At 51.5% G+C, this 14,560-nt stretch carries 10 protein-coding genes; 5 read left to right on the forward strand and 5 right to left on the reverse strand.

What is annotated here, in order from left to right; translation table 11 throughout:
- Window positions 1-465: 465 nt before the first annotated feature.
- The 4 genes from MIB40_RS02165 to MIB40_RS02180 all read left to right on the forward strand — a co-directional run bounded on the left by MIB40_RS02165 (window position 466) and on the right by MIB40_RS02180 (window position 6,142).
- Entirely contained in the window at window positions 466-3,435 is a 2,970-nt protein-coding gene (locus MIB40_RS02165; protein WP_249690252.1) for a response regulator, read from the forward strand.
- Window positions 3,436-3,625: 190 nt separating this feature from the next.
- Window positions 3,626-4,645, forward strand: coding sequence for a tRNA dihydrouridine(20/20a) synthase DusA (dusA, locus tag MIB40_RS02170; RefSeq protein ID WP_264758417.1), 1,020 nt, complete (start codon window positions 3,626-3,628; stop codon window positions 4,643-4,645).
- Between the two features lie 66 nt (window positions 4,646-4,711).
- On the forward strand, window positions 4,712-5,683 hold the full coding sequence (gene tal / locus MIB40_RS02175; RefSeq protein WP_249690254.1) for a transaldolase: 972 nt from the start codon (window positions 4,712-4,714) through the stop codon (window positions 5,681-5,683).
- A complete protein-coding gene (locus MIB40_RS02180) occupies window positions 5,684-6,142 on the forward strand; it encodes a tellurite resistance TerB family protein (RefSeq protein ID WP_249690256.1) in 459 nt (152 codons plus the stop codon).
- 64 nt (window positions 6,143-6,206) lie between these two features.
- On the opposite strand, the gene MIB40_RS02185 is transcribed toward MIB40_RS02180, so the two are convergent.
- Window positions 6,207-6,689, reverse strand: a complete 483-nt coding sequence (locus MIB40_RS02185) for an STAS domain-containing protein (protein WP_249690258.1) — start codon at window positions 6,687-6,689, stop codon at window positions 6,207-6,209.
- On the reverse strand, window positions 6,689-7,867 hold the full coding sequence (locus MIB40_RS02190; RefSeq protein WP_249690259.1) for a SpoIIE family protein phosphatase: 1,179 nt from the start codon (window positions 7,865-7,867) through the stop codon (window positions 6,689-6,691). Before MIB40_RS02190 ends, MIB40_RS02185 begins: the two co-directional genes overlap by 1 nt.
- Before the next feature lie 322 nt (window positions 7,868-8,189).
- Here MIB40_RS02190 and MIB40_RS02195 point away from each other — a divergent pair, with 322 nt between their 5' ends.
- Complete coding sequence (locus MIB40_RS02195; RefSeq protein WP_264758427.1) at window positions 8,190-8,486, forward strand: PilZ domain-containing protein; 297 nt, start codon at window positions 8,190-8,192, stop codon at window positions 8,484-8,486.
- 56 nt (window positions 8,487-8,542) lie between these two features.
- Here MIB40_RS02195 and MIB40_RS02200 read toward each other — a convergent pair whose 3' ends face one another.
- From MIB40_RS02200 to hrpA, 3 genes are all read right to left on the reverse strand, one after another.
- Window positions 8,543-9,229, reverse strand: coding sequence for an MlaA family lipoprotein (locus MIB40_RS02200; protein WP_249690263.1), 687 nt, complete (start codon window positions 9,227-9,229; stop codon window positions 8,543-8,545).
- Window positions 9,230-9,335: 106 nt separating this feature from the next.
- On the reverse strand, window positions 9,336-10,457 hold the full coding sequence (locus tag MIB40_RS02205) for a beta-ketoacyl-ACP synthase III (protein ID WP_249690265.1): 1,122 nt from the start codon (window positions 10,455-10,457) through the stop codon (window positions 9,336-9,338).
- 176 nt (window positions 10,458-10,633) lie between these two features.
- Complete coding sequence (gene hrpA / locus MIB40_RS02210) at window positions 10,634-14,509, reverse strand: ATP-dependent RNA helicase HrpA (RefSeq protein ID WP_249690267.1); 3,876 nt, start codon at window positions 14,507-14,509, stop codon at window positions 10,634-10,636.
- Window positions 14,510-14,560 lie beyond the last annotated feature (51 nt).

Genomic DNA, 14,560 nt, shown 5'->3' on the forward strand with positions numbered 1-14,560 from the left:
CAACTTTGCAACCTGTGAGGTGATCTCTTCCTGAGTGATACAGGCTGCCAATCATTCCCACCATGAAATCAACAATTATCATTACAGCACCAATCCTTAGTGTGTCTGCTTGTCCTACTTATTCCTCTCCTCTTGAGCATCCACAATGAGGGAGTCCCGGCAGCTTCATTAGGGTCGTTATATGACTTGGTTATCTGAAGTGAGCATCGATCATGATGTCGGACAGCAACCCCATATTCTCAAAAGGTTAAAGACCGCAATAGCCTGCCTGAGTCGAATGCAACAGCAGTGCTAGAGATTGAGACGTTTGTGATAAAGCGCTGCCTCAGCCGACCAAGCCCAATCACTGGATTCGATTAACTGCCTCCTCCAAAAGGCTTGAATCAGACGGGTTAATACCTCGTCAACAATCGTTAGCGCGTGTAGACTTTGCTAATGGATAGAACGAATAGTTATGAAGGATTCTTGACAACCTATGCTGGCGAACCTGACGCCTCCAACTTGATCGATACAAGCCGCCGGATCTTTACAGGCCTGATCAAGCTACTCGTCTTGTTACTGTCGGCCTTGCCTATCTCGCTAGCCAACGCCAATGTCGACGCACTTGTTGTTAACGCCGAACAGGGCTCTCAGGCTCTTGGGCAACAAATATCGCTTGTACGCGATCCAGACCGGCTTCTGAATGCCAGCGACGCCTGGAACAAACAGGCAGACTTTACAGCCAACAGCACAGCTCAACTGCATCTTCAGTATCCTGGGCAGAACTACTGGCTGCGATTCGCCCTGGAGAACCCTGGAACCATAAATCTTGAGCGGATTTTGCTGTTTGATTACGGACTGGTCGACGAGATCTCGCTTTACCAGATAGTGAACAACCAGCCTCAACAGTTAGAAAGCATCAGTATTCAACGCTCTGCTATGACCCGCGAAATCGCTCATCGCAAACCGGCTTTCAGCCTTTCGATCCCCGCCCTTCAAACGACCCAATACCTGGTAAAACTGCGTTTTTTACAAAAGGCCAATCACAGTCTGGAGGCCCACTTTTCCCTCGAGAGCTACAGCCACTTTATTCAACACCAACTGAAAACTTTTGCCGTTTTTGCCTGTTATATCGGTTTTTTTATGTCGCTGGTGCTGTACAACCTGATGCTGTACTTCAAGGCCCGCTTCGATAGTTACCTTTATTACAGTTTGTACCTGCTGTGCACTGTCGGCTCCATGCTCAGCTATGAAAGCCTGCTGCTATTCCTGCCAACACCGCCCCCAGCCGGTTGGATTATTGGGGCTATGAATGTGTTGCCGGCACTGGGCGGGCTGTGCCTGATCACTTTTGGCCGTAAAATTCTTCAGTTGAATCTGCGATCTCCTGGACTCAACCGGTTTTACAAGCAGCTCACTTTCATCGTGCTGTTGATGGCCTGCGCCATGGTGCTACAAATCAGATGGCTCAATGTGGCCACAGAGATACTCGCTATCGCTGCGACACTGTCGATGGGAATCGTTTCTACCCGAGCTTACTACCAGGGCTATAAGCCTGCTGGCTATTTCGCCCTATCTTTCCTGTTTATTGGCTCCGGTTACATCATTGAAATGACACTCTACACCTGGCCACTGTTGAGCTGGTTTGGGGAAGAGTTGGGGTCAGGCCTGATTCGCTGGATGGAGCAGTACTTCTTTTACAGCTGCGCGGCGATCGAAGTAGTGTTCCTGTCACTGGCCTTGGCGGCCTACATCAACCAATTGCGTGACGACAAAGACAGTGCACAAGAGGAGCTCTTACAGCAACTCACCGAGAGAAATAAACTCAAGAGCGAATACTCGCAGCAACTGGAACAGGATATCAGCCGTCGCACGGCCGAGATACATCACAAAAACCAACAGCTGGAGCAGCATGACCGACTGAAGTCGCAATTTTTTGCCAACATCAGCCACGAATTCCGAACCCCTCTGACGCTGATCCAGGGCCCCTTTCAGCAACTGCTTGCGGGACGCTATGGGGAGGTCAATGAACAATTAAAAAATGCGGCCTTGATCAGCCAACGTAATGTAGACCGGCTTTCAGGGCTGATCGAAGAACTGCTTATGCTTTCGCAAATCGAGTCCGGAAAACTCAAATTACGGGCGACAACTACCGATTTTCGGGCGTTTTGTCTGCAAGTCAGCCGCCGTTTCGGCCAGGGCTCCGAAGACCGCGAGATTCAATTTCATACCAATCTGGGCGACGCTCCCATTGAGCTCACCTTTGATACGGTGAAAATGGACAGCATCGTCAGCAACTTACTCGGCAATGCCTTTAAGTACACCCCGGCGCGGGGTGCTGTCTGGCTCTCTCTCGACGCGCCTTCCCCTCAACCCGAAGAGCACAGCACCGGGCAATTTGTGAGCCTAAGGGTTAAAAACAGCGGGAACAATATCCCATTGAGTGAACACGAAAAGATTTTCGAGCGATTTTATCGTGTGGACAACCCTGCCAGCCATAATGTTGAAGGCAGCGGCATTGGACTGGCTCTGGTGCGGGAACTGACTGAATTGCACGGGGGGGATATATACATTAACCCGGAGCTAACCGACCATTGTGAGTTTATTTTGCGTTTGCCTTTGGGAACTGCGCACTTTACGCCCTCCGAACTACAGGCTGCTCACAGCGTCATCCAGCCCGTTAAATCAGATCCGCTATCAGAAACCTCGTCCAGGCAACCACTTGTCCAACCCTCTCCGATCACCATCTTACTGGTCGAAGATAACCGAGATATGCGCCGTTTTATCTGCAGTCACTTTGATTCTCACTTCCACGTACTGGAAGCCAATCACGGCCTGGAAGCCCTGGATATTATCGCAACCCAGAGCATCGACCTGGTCATTAGCGACATTATGATGCCACATCTGGATGGCATGGAACTCCTGCAGCGCCTAAGACAGCAACCGGAAACCCAGCAGCTACCGGTTTTATTGTTAACGGCTCGCGCCGCTGTTGAAGATAAAATGGACGCCCTGCAGGCACGTGCCGACGATTATATCGCCAAGCCCTTTAATGTTGATGAGCTGTTGCTGAAAACCCGCAATCTGGTCGAACGGCATCGGGACTATCTGCAACACAGATCGGACTCCGACATCGATGACGATGAGGGACAACTCAGTGTGACCGACGCATTACTCGAAAAAGTACGGAACATTGTGCTGGCAAACATTCAGGACAGCGAGTTTGATGTTAAATCTCTCGCTGAGCAGCTGCATGTAAGTAAAGCCACCCTGCACCGCCAACTGGCCAAAGCAACCGACCTGACGCCTGCCAGCTACATTCGGGAGATTCGATTGCAACAGGCCCATCAACATATCGAAGGTAAACACTTCCAGACCCTGGCCGAAGTCGCCTATGCCGTGGGCTTTAATCATGCTGGTTATTTCACCAAACTGTATAAACAGAAATTTGGTTAAAGGCGCACTATCAGCCGTCCCCGCTCCATCAATGACCAAAATAGAGTACGGGTCTCTCTAAAAATCTCACTTCGGTGTAAACTGCGTCCCCTGTTATGGCGTTATCAGGCTTGATCTTGAAAATCTGCCTGAATAACCGCCACAAGCACAACCTGCAACCTCGGTTGCGTTAGCACCAGAGTACCTAAGATTGAAAGATAGTCATGCCACCACTGAGCGCCTGCCTGAGGCTACAAGCTCTGTCGATAGAACCTTTTGCGTCGCCCCCATGATGGATTGGACCGACCGCCATCAGCGCTATTTCTTACGTCTGATCAGCAAGCACAGCCTGCTTTATACAGAAATGGTTACGACAGGTGCCTTGATCCATGGCGATCGGGAGCGTTTTCTGCGCTATAACGCGGAAGAACATCCGGTGGCCATTCAATTGGGCGGCAGTGACCCGAAGGACCTGGCCACCTGTGCCCGTTATTCTGAAAAGCACGGCTATGACGAGGTCAACCTGAACGTTGGCTGCCCGAGCGACCGAGTGCAAAACGGTCGAATCGGGGCCTGTTTGATGGCAGAGCCTCAAACCGTTGCCGACGCCGTAAAGGCTATGCGCGATGCCGTGTCGATTCCGGTTACAGTAAAACACCGTATTGGTATCAACGGTCGCGAATCCTTCGACGAACTGACCGATTTTGTCGGCACCGTTGCCAATGCCGGTTGCCAAACCTTTATTGTGCATGCCCGCATCGCAGTGCTTGAGGGGCTCAGCCCGAAACAAAACCGTGATGTGCCGCCCCTGAAGTACGATTGGGTATATCGCCTGAAAAACCTTTTCCCCGACCTGGAGATCCTGATTAATGGCGGCATTACTACCCTGGATCAGTGCCAACAACACCTGCAGCAGGTGGACGGGGTAATGCTCGGTCGGGAGGCGTATCAAAACCCCTACCTGTTAGCGTCGGTTGACCAGACATTCTATGGCAGCCAACAGCCACCCCTGTCTCGGCACCAGGTGATTGAGGCAATGTTGCCTTATATTGAACAACAGCTTCAGCATGGGGCGCATTTGCAGCATATCACTCGCCATATTCTGGGCCTGTTTCACCAACAGCCGGGAGCCAAGCGCTTCCGCCGCCATCTTAGCGAAAATGCCTGGAAGCCCGGTGCCGATATCGACACCCTGATCACGGCTGTAGAGCTCTGCCCTCAAGCGGCTTAAGCACATCTAATCTCGTTCTCCGACAGATCCGAGGGTGATACACTGACGAATCTACATGGAGGAATTATGTCTGAATCGCAATTAACCCAGCTCGACCAACTCAGGGAACTGACCACCGTTGTTGCCGACACCGGCGATATTGAAGCCATTAAACGCTGCCAACCGGTTGATGCAACAACCAACCCTTCCCTGCTGCTTAAAGCCGCGCAGATGGAGCAGTATGCTCCCCTGTTGCAGGACGCTATCCAGTGGGCAAGTAGCAAACCGGGCAGCAGCATTGAGAAACTGGGCTATTGCGTCGATAAGCTTGCGGTTGAGATTGGCAGCGAGATTCTTCAAGTCATTCCTGGCCGCATCTCCACCGAAGTCGATGCGCGACTCTCTTTCAGCACTAATGACACCATCGAGCGGGCCAAGCGACTCATTGGCCTGTATGAGCAGGCCGATATTGCACCCAACCGCGTACTGATCAAAATTGCTGCGACCTGGGAAGGCATCAAAGCCGCCGAGGTGTTGGAAAAAAGCGGTATCAACTGCAACCTTACCCTGCTGTTTGGATTTGGCCAGGCCCAGGCCTGTGCCGACGCAGGTGTGTATCTGATCTCCCCCTTTGTTGGGCGTATCCTCGATTGGTACAAAGCCCACACGGGCCGGGACAGCTATCCCGCCTCCGAAGATCCGGGAGTACTATCGGTAGCACGCATTTTCAATTACTACAAAGCCCACGGTTACGGTACCGTTGTCATGGGGGCCAGTTTCCGTAATGTCGACGAGATTCGCCAACTGGCCGGCTGCGACCGTCTCACCATCAGCCCCGCTTTACTGGATGAGCTGGCTACCAGCACGGCCCCCCTACCCAGACACCTTTTCCCCGACAATCCAATCAGCGAAGATCCTCAACATAGTTTGGGTGAAAATGAGTTCCGCTGGGCATTGAACGAAGACGCCATGGCCAATGAAAAGCTGGCTGAAGGTATTCGTAACTTTGCTTGCGACCAGGTAAAACTGGAGAAACTACTGCAAAGCCTTGGAGGCTAGATGTTTCAGTCCCTGAAGCAATTTTTTGATGAACTAAACGGGGTGCCCGAGGCGCCCCAGCATCAACACAGTATCGAACTCGCCTGCGCGGTACTGCTAATCGAAATCAGTAAGGCAGATGCCACAATCAGCGACGAAGAGCTTGTTAACATTCGCAAGTTGATCAACAACAGCCTGGATGTTCAATCCGAGGAGATGGATAACCTGCTATCCCTGGCACAAACCGAATCGGCCGATGCCACTTCGCTTCATCCCTTTGTAGAGCTGGTTAATACGCAGCTGGAATACCCTGATAAGGTCGCTCTGGTTCGGTCGATGTGGCAAGTAGCCTATACCGATGACCAGCTCGATAAGTATGAGGAATACCAGATTCGGAAACTGTCAGAATTGCTCTACGTCGCGCACGGCGATTTTATCCGCACCAAGCTTGAAGTGTTGGCGCTACGAGAAGGTCAATAACACGGGAAAAATCAATAGCAACTTTTGATATTCAACCATAGGAGTTAACTGTAACCCCTTATTTTTATTTGTTTTCCAAGCCCTTCACCAGATCCCCAAAGGCTTCTCGATTCTTTTCATTCAGATCCATCAATGTTCGATGGGCATCAAGCACATGCTCCTTTACTACCTGTTCAGAGCATGTCTCGCAAACAATTTCCTGCAATGAATTATCCAGCTGGCGCGGGCTTTCCTCGATATTAAACACCCTGTCGAATCCCATACTCAGGAGGATGCGGGTAATATCCGGATTGGTAGAAATAATGCTGGGAATATAATCAAAGCGTTTTTTTGCCTGGACTGACAGCTTTGCCAACAAGCCCAGTGAAGTACTATCGATACCCTCGGTCTGGGTCAGATCGATAACGACGGAGTGAAAATCGCTGTCTGCAAACATCTCCTCCAGGAAGTGGTCCAGAGAGTTACATAAGGTCAGACGTACATCGCCGGTGAACTTGAGCACATAGTTTCCCTGCTCACCTGCCGCCTGAATTTTTCCTGCGTTCATTACCGGTTCCTGCTTAACACCAATACGGCGATATCATCGGGGGATTCCTTCAGGTTATCCAGCCCGAATGCACTCTTGATCCCATCTAACTTGCGATTCTCTGAAATCGTCGATAGAAGGGCTTTTTCCTTTTCTTCAAGGCTTTCGTCAGACAATCGGTCGAGAATACCATCCGAAAAGGCTACCAGGGTAAACTCCTCCGGCAGAGACAACTCATGATCATCATACTCCGCATGGTCGAATATGCCGACAGGTAAACCGCTGCCAGACAAGAATTTTACGCCATCTGCAGTAGCAATGATGGGCAGAGGAAAGTGCCCACCTACCGAATAGGTCATACGATTCTCTCGAGTATCGATCACCCCACCAAACATAGTCACATGCTTGCCAAGGTCAGTATTCAGCAAGCCTCGATTCAGTGAATCGAGAATCTCCGAGGGCCGAACAGGAATATCACCGCCCCTGTCGCGATATTCTCTGCGAAGCCGGAATGTCATATGTTTCAATAAAATAGTGACAAAAGCAGAAGAAGCGCCATGACCGGAAACATCGGCCAGATAAAAACCAAAACGATGTTCGTCGAGCGGGATAATATCGACAAAATCACCGCTTAAATAGAGAGAAGGACAAATATAATACTCAAAGCGAAAACCAGCTACCTCTTGAGGGGACTGGGGCAGCAGCTTTTGCTGCACCTGACGACCGGCACGCTGGTCTTCCTGCAATTCAGCCAGGCTTTGTTGCAGGCTTTTTATCGCTGCTTCAAGGCTCTCCCGGTAGGCCAGGTTGTCACGCTGTAACTGTAATTGCTCAAAGGCGCGGAGCACCGAATGCTCAAGAACCTCAAGATCAGTAATCGGTTTAATAAGGTAATCGCTGGCCCCCAGGCGAAGGGCTTCAACCACATCACTCGTGGCGCTCGCACCAGACACCACAATCACCGGGGTATCGGGCGCAGCATCCTTAATGGCATTAAGCAGTGACAGCCCAGCCATATGAGGCATACGCAGATCGCATATAACAACTTCGGGGCGTTGTTGCTTTATAAGCTCCAGGCCAGTATGTCCATTCTCGGCCTGAAAAACTGTAAATCCGCTGCCTTCGAGATGGGCTGCAATGCTTTCGCGAACAGCCGTTTCATCGTCAATAACAAGCAGCCTTTTGCCTGCGGGAGCCATAGCCTTTTCAAGCCACCTCTAGTTAAGCCATTTAAGCGGGCACTTCATATATCAGTAAGATATAGACCAATTTGGCTGCCCAGGCGACAGCTCCAAAATTTGACCACCGCAGGTTGGAACACGAGCTGAAAGCCGGTTTCCATCCGCACGGTAAGGTTTGAAACCTTACTCCCTTATAGATTGTGAGGCAAGAGTGTCGGTAGTTTGAGATCAATTACGCATAAACCCTATATTTTGTTTCTTGTAACGTTGAAATAACTATATATGGGGGGTATAAAACTTGTGACCATTATGACAAGTTGACCAGGGGGGAGCCATGGCGATGTCAGACAGGCGGTACAGCGAAAAAAGAGATTTTATGCGCATGCAGATTGATTCAACAGCCCAGATCACTCGATCAAGCGGCGAATCAATGTCAGTGCGTTGTAGCAATCTGAGCAGTTCGGGGGTGTTGCTTGAAGCATCTGAGGCGATACCTGATGGTGAGCAACTGATTATCACGATTCCTTCAGAACGCCCGGAATTTCCGGATTTTTGTGCCGAAGCCCGAGTCGTTCGAAGCCACGAGCAAGCTGAAGATCGTTTCAGCATTGCACTAACCATAGAGCGCATCAAATAAGCTCGCCCCATAAAAAAGCCCGACATTCCGTCGGGCTTTTTTATGGTCAGCTACCCTCAGAAATCATCTTCCGGTTCTTCACCGGTGATTTCAAATTGTCGGGTTTGCAAATAAGCATCCCGGATAAAGCTGTATTTATCCCCGATAATCAGCTCTTCTGCCTTTAGCAGGCTGGCTCGTTTCTCTACCACCATACCAGCTTGCAACACCGTTCGACGCTGCCAGGGTTCCACATAATTCACGGTCCACATCAACGATGAGGGGTATATCGTTGCAGCATCACGTAATGTGTGGGGGCCCAGGAATGGCACTACTAGATAGGGTCCATCTGCCACACCCCACTTACCCAGCGTTGTGCCCAGATTGGAACTCTCAGCTTGTATACCAAAGGAATCCGCCACATCAACGGTACAAAGCATACCGAGAACACAGTTGATCAAGAAGCGGGAAATCTGCTGGATGCCACGTACCGGTTCACCTTGCAGAATCAGGTTTACACCATCGGCCGGCGCGAAACTGGTGGAGTAAAAGGTACTGGCCAAACCTCTCATTGGCTCAGGGACTCCGGCCACATAGCCCTCAGCAACAGGCTTTAGCAGATATTTATCAAAGCCCTCATTGAACTGAAATATTTTCCGATTCATCGGTTCCCAGGGATCAGGGTCATCCACCCCCTCAGCCGTTGCGGCCCCTGGGAATAACAGCAAAACCACCAATCCAAATGCACCTAAAACCCTGAACATACTTCTTCCTGATAAATCATCCATGACAAACCTAATGCTTCAACCCAACGCCCAAAAGACAGGAGCTGCCAGAGAAACCCGCTGTGACCCCGCCCCTAATCGGCTTTCAAAGTTTTCGTAATACAGCGCTTCCGATTGAATATCCCGCACCAAACGAACAGATAACCCCCTGCTCTCCGGCCTTCATATCATCCTGGTATTTGTGAAACGCAATAATGGAACCGGCAGAGCTGGTATTGGCGTATTCGTCCAGAATAATAGGAGCCTCTTCGGGCTCGGGATCACGCCCAAGCACCTTACGAGCAACCAGGTTATTCATGTTGATATTGGCCTGGTGCAACCAAAGGCGTTTGACACCTGCTACCGGTACATCCAACTCTTCAATATGGGCAGAGATCTGATCCGCAACCATCGGGCAGACCTCTTTAAAAACCTTGCGTCCATTTTGTACGAAAAGCTTGTCCTCTGCGCCGACTCCGGATTCATCAGCCCGGTTCAAAAAGCCAAAGTTATTGCGGATATTGTTGGAATACTGAGTCTGTAATTTGGTACCAAGGATTTCAAACTGATGCACCGAAACCGCTGTCGCTTTCTTCTCGACCAGTACCGCCGTGCAGACATCGCCGAAGATAAAGTGGCTATCCCGATCGGCAAAGTTCAGATGACCGGAACAGATCTCCGGGTTGACCATCAACACCACCTTTGCTGAGCCGCCTCGAACGGCGTCAACCGCAGCTTGCAAACCAAAGGTAGCGGATGAGCAGGCTACGTTCATGTCATAGGCAAATCCGCCGGCACCCAGGGCATTTTGGATCTCCACTGCCATGGCAGGATAGGCTCGCTGCATGTTGGAGGCAGCACAAATAATCGCATCCACGTCAGCCGCCGTTCGGCCGGCACGATCCAGGGCTTCACGGGCCGCCTTAACGGCCATTTCGCACTGAATGGAATCTTCGTCATTGCTGCGCTCGGGCAGCGAGGGGCACATTCTGGAAATATCCAGAATGCCAGATTTATTCATAACAAAGCGGCTGCGAATACCGGAAGCCTTCTCAATGAAGGGGGCACTCGATTCCGCCATTGGCTCGACTTCTCCAGCTTCAATCTCGGCCTGGTGGGTTTCATTGAACCGATTGACATAGGCATTAAAAGCTTCCACCAACTCTTCATTACTGATGGATTCAGATGGTGTGTATAGTCCAGTGCCGCTTATTACTACGTCTGTCAAAATCACTCCCCTTTGTCTCGCGTTCGCTGAATGCCGTTAGCCATCATGGATCGCGCTCAATCACAGGTTTACAACCCGGCGCTTCATGGCTCTTGATCATTTAAGAAAGCGATCATAACACAGCGCGAATAGGCCCCGGCAGACTTTTTGTAGTGCTTTAGTGACGTAGTGCAGAGTCATGGTATCGGTAAATCTTGCCACAACTTGCGCAGCCGTTTGGCCGAAACCGGGTAGCGGGTTTTCAAGGGTTGGGCAAAGAGCGACACTCGATACTCCTCCAGCATCCAGCGATATTCTTGCAAGGGTTCAACCAGCATATGTCGCTCATCATACTGGCGACTGCGCTGCTCATATTGCTGCCACAAACTGGCCACTTCTTCTGCACTGGCACGATCCCGATGAATCACCGCACCCATTTTATCGAGACGATACAGCATGGCATCCAGATAGCGCGGGTATTGCTGTAACCAGTGCCAGGGGGTATCGCGCATAAAGCCCGGATAGATAAGGCGTGCCAGTTGTTGCTTGAGATCCGCCAAGGACATAGCAAGATCAAAGGAAATTTTCCCCTTAAGCTGCTTTTGTATGCGATGGCTGCGCTGCATTATTTCTGACAACAGGTCATCGTATTCAAGGGCCACATCCAGCAGCTCACCTCGTCGATCCAATAACCTGTCAAACCCTTCCTCATCTCGGGGCAAATCAACCCCTTCCAGTAAACAGCGGTCAATACTTGCCAGCCATAGGTCATCCTTCAACTCGGCTTTATTGACCATGGTGACCGCTTGCAAGGCGCTCTGCTCGAAGCCTTTCAGGTGGGGTTGAGCATCCTTGATTTGACGGCTCAGAGCCAATCGCAACAAGCGGCCCACGCCCTTTCTGGTTTTCGCTGTAGCAATGTCAGCATTGGGGCAAAGCCGCATCGCAACCTGGGCACCCTCTTCCACCAAAGACGGCCAGGCCTTGATGGTTACCCCGCTTTGTTGGCGGGTCAGTTCTTTGGGTAAATCACCAAAATCCCAACGAGTTAAGCCACTTCGTTCAATCCCCCCCTCTTCACCTTGGCTGACACTATCACTGGCTTGCCGGGAATAGCGCTTTTGTAGCGCCAAAAGGTCTCTGCCCTGCCCCAGAACGCCCTCATCATCAAGCACACGAATATTGAACCGATGATGATCATCGAGCGGACTATCCACCCAGGCATTGGCGTCGATGCGCACTCCACTCATTTTTCGCAAGCTATCGGCCATCGCCTCCGCTAAGGGGCGATCCTCAACCACCAATGCCTCCATAAGCGCATTGACGTAATCCGGAATCGGAACGAAATTCTTTCGTTGCTGTTTGGGCAGAGCTCTGAGCTGAGCCGTGAGCTTCTCCCTGAGCATCCCAGGCACCAACCATTCCAGCCTGAATCGGGGTAACCGAGGCAAGAGTCCCACGGGTACTTCCACCGTCACCCCATCATCCAGTTCACCCGGGGCAAAGTGATAACTGAGTGGCAAGCGCATACCCTCCAGCTCCAGATGGTCTGGATACTGGGCCTCGGTGATCTGCGCAGCATCGTGTTGCATCAGATATTCGCGGGTCAAATAGAGCGCCCGGGGCTTGTCTTTTTCCAGTTTCTTGCGCCAGCTCTCGAAACTGCGCGCATCACAGGTGTCGTCTGGAATGCGCTCATCGTAGAATCGGTACAGGGTTTCCTCGTCAACCAGGATATCCCGGCGGCGAGACTTGGCCTCCAGCTGATCGATCTCCTGCAACAAACCAAGGTTATGAGTAAAGAATCCCGCCTTGGTAACAAACAAGCCTTCCACCAGAGCACTGCGGATAAAAATCTCCCGCGCTACCACAGCATCGACCTTGCTGTAATCGATGCGCCGTCGGGGGACAATGATCAGGCCATAGAGCAGTACTTGCTCGAACCCCATAACCTGACCTCTTTTCTTCTGCCAGTGGGGCTCAAAATAGTTTCGCTTCAAGAGATGCTGCGCCAAGGATTCGAGCCAGGCGGGGTCGAATGCTGCATTGATGCGCGCGTACAAACGGGACGTTTCAACCAATTCGGCACTCAGCACCCATTTTGGACGTTTTTTAAACAGCACCGAGCCGGGAAACAGGTGAAATTTTCGATTTCGGGCTCCCAGGTATTCTGACTCTTCTCCTCGGGTTCCTATATGGCTCAGCAAGCCGGATAACAACGCGCTATGAACCGCCTGATAGCTGGCTGGTTCATCACTGTGGCGCAGCTTAAAGTTAAGCTCTTTCACTGACAGCAACAGTTGCCGATGCAGGTCGCGCCACTCCCGCATGCGCTGAAAATTCAGCATGCGTCGTTTACAGTACTTTCTTAGCTGACCCTGGGTTAATTCCTGCCGCTGCTCCTCATAGAGATTCCAGAGATTCAAGAGTGTCAAAAAATCCGACTCATCATGCTGGTATTCCCGGTGCAACTGATCCGCATGTTGCTGCTTATCGGCAGGACGCTCACGCGGGTCTTGCACACTCAAGGCAGCTGCGATCACCAGTATTTCGTCCAGCGATCCTTGGCGCGCCGACTCAACCACCATTCGTGCAATTCTGGGGTCTACGGGCAGGCGACTTAGCTGTTTGCCCAAGGGCGTTATTTGACGCTGACGAGTCACCGCTCCCAGCTCCTGGAGCAAATTAAAACCGTCACGTATAAAGCGGCTATCAGGAGGGTCGACAAAGGGAAAGGCTTCAATATCCCCCAAGCCCAGTTTCAGCATCTGCAGAATGACCGATGCCAGATTGGTCCGTAAAATCTCCGGATCGGTAAATTCCGGGCGTGTCAGAAAGTCCTGCTCATCGTACAGGCGATAACAGATCCCCGATCGCACCCGACCACAACGCCCTTTGCGCTGATTGGCACTGGCCTGGGAAATGGGCTCAATCGGTAGCCGCTGCACCTTGGAACGGTAGCTATAACGGCTGATACGAGCAAAACCTGTGTCGATCACATAAACAATACCGGGCACCGTCAAAGACGTTTCGGCAACGTTGGTTGAGAGAATGACCCGGCGACCTTTATGCGGCTGAAAAATGCGCGCCTGTTCAGCCGCACTGAGCCGGGCATACAGTGGCACCACCTCGGTATGTCGAAGTTCGAGGTGCCGTAAGGCCTTGGCGGTATCCCTTATTTCCCGCTCTCCGCTCAAAAATACCAGCACATCGCCGGGAGACTGGCCTTCACTTCGCTCGCACTGCTCGATCTCCTCCAACACGGCCGAAATGCCCTGCTGAAGATCGCTATCCTGATCCCCCTCTTCTTGCAGGGGACGATATAGCACCTCCACCGGATAGGTCCGGCCCGACACTTCGATAATGGGAGCCTGACCAAAGTGTTTGGAAAAGCGCTCCACATCGATAGTGGCCGAGGTAATGATCACTTTCAGATCGGGGCGTTTCGGTAACAGGGTACTCAGGTAACCGAGCAAAAAGTCGATATTGAGGCTGCGCTCGTGAGCCTCATCGATGATCAGCGTATCGTAACGATTCAGGAAACGGTCATTCTGTATTTCAGCGAGCAGGATGCCGTCGGTCATCAACTTGACATGACTGCAGTCACTGACTTGATCATTAAAGCGAACCTGATAACCGACGCTTTCGCCAAGCTCACAACCCAACTCATCGGCGATTCGACTAGCAACCGAACGTGCGGCTATGCGTCTAGGCTGAGTATGACCAATAAGTCCCTCAACACCTCTTCCCAGGGCCAGGCAAATTTTAGGCAGCTGGGTTGTTTTGCCCGAACCGGTTTCTCCCGCCACCACCACTACCTGATGCTTTTCTATCGCCTCGGCAATCTCTTGCCAGCGCTGGCTGACCGGCAAGCTAAGGTCAAACTCTGGTTGAGGCAGTGCCGCTTTACGACGAGCCGCCAAGTCCAAAGAGCGTTCGAGCCGTTGGTGCCAGCGCGCAGGGATGGCTTTCTTTTCACGCCGGTACTGATGCAGCTGACGCCGTAGCGGATGACGATCAATCAACATCGCCGATTCCAACATTGCTTGCAGCTCTGTTGCCGTCTTTCTCACTTCACCCTCAACAATAAAAAATGCCCCGCAAATTGGCGGGGCATTCTAACA

It is taken from the genome of Aestuariirhabdus haliotis, assembly GCF_023509475.1.
In the GTDB taxonomy this organism is placed as follows: Bacteria; Pseudomonadota; Gammaproteobacteria; order Pseudomonadales; family Aestuariirhabdaceae; genus Aestuariirhabdus; species Aestuariirhabdus haliotis.

Bases quoted from the DNA above. Each gene is read 5' to 3' on its own strand.
- tal (WP_249690254.1), top strand. From the start codon at position 4,712: ATGTCTGAATCGCAATTAACCCAGCTCGACCAACTCAGGGAACTGACC.
- MIB40_RS02180 (WP_249690256.1), top strand. From the start codon at position 5,684: ATGTTTCAGTCCCTGAAGCAATTTTTTGATGAACTAAACGGGGTGCCC.
- MIB40_RS02185 (WP_249690258.1), bottom strand. From the start codon at position 6,689: ATGAACGCAGGAAAAATTCAGGCGGCAGGTGAGCAGGGAAACTATGTG.
- MIB40_RS02190 (WP_249690259.1), bottom strand. From the start codon at position 7,867: ATGGCTCCCGCAGGCAAAAGGCTGCTTGTTATTGACGATGAAACGGCT.
- MIB40_RS02195 (WP_264758427.1), top strand. From the start codon at position 8,190: ATGTCAGACAGGCGGTACAGCGAAAAAAGAGATTTTATGCGCATGCAG.
- MIB40_RS02200 (WP_249690263.1), bottom strand. From the start codon at position 9,229: ATGTTCAGGGTTTTAGGTGCATTTGGATTGGTGGTTTTGCTGTTATTC.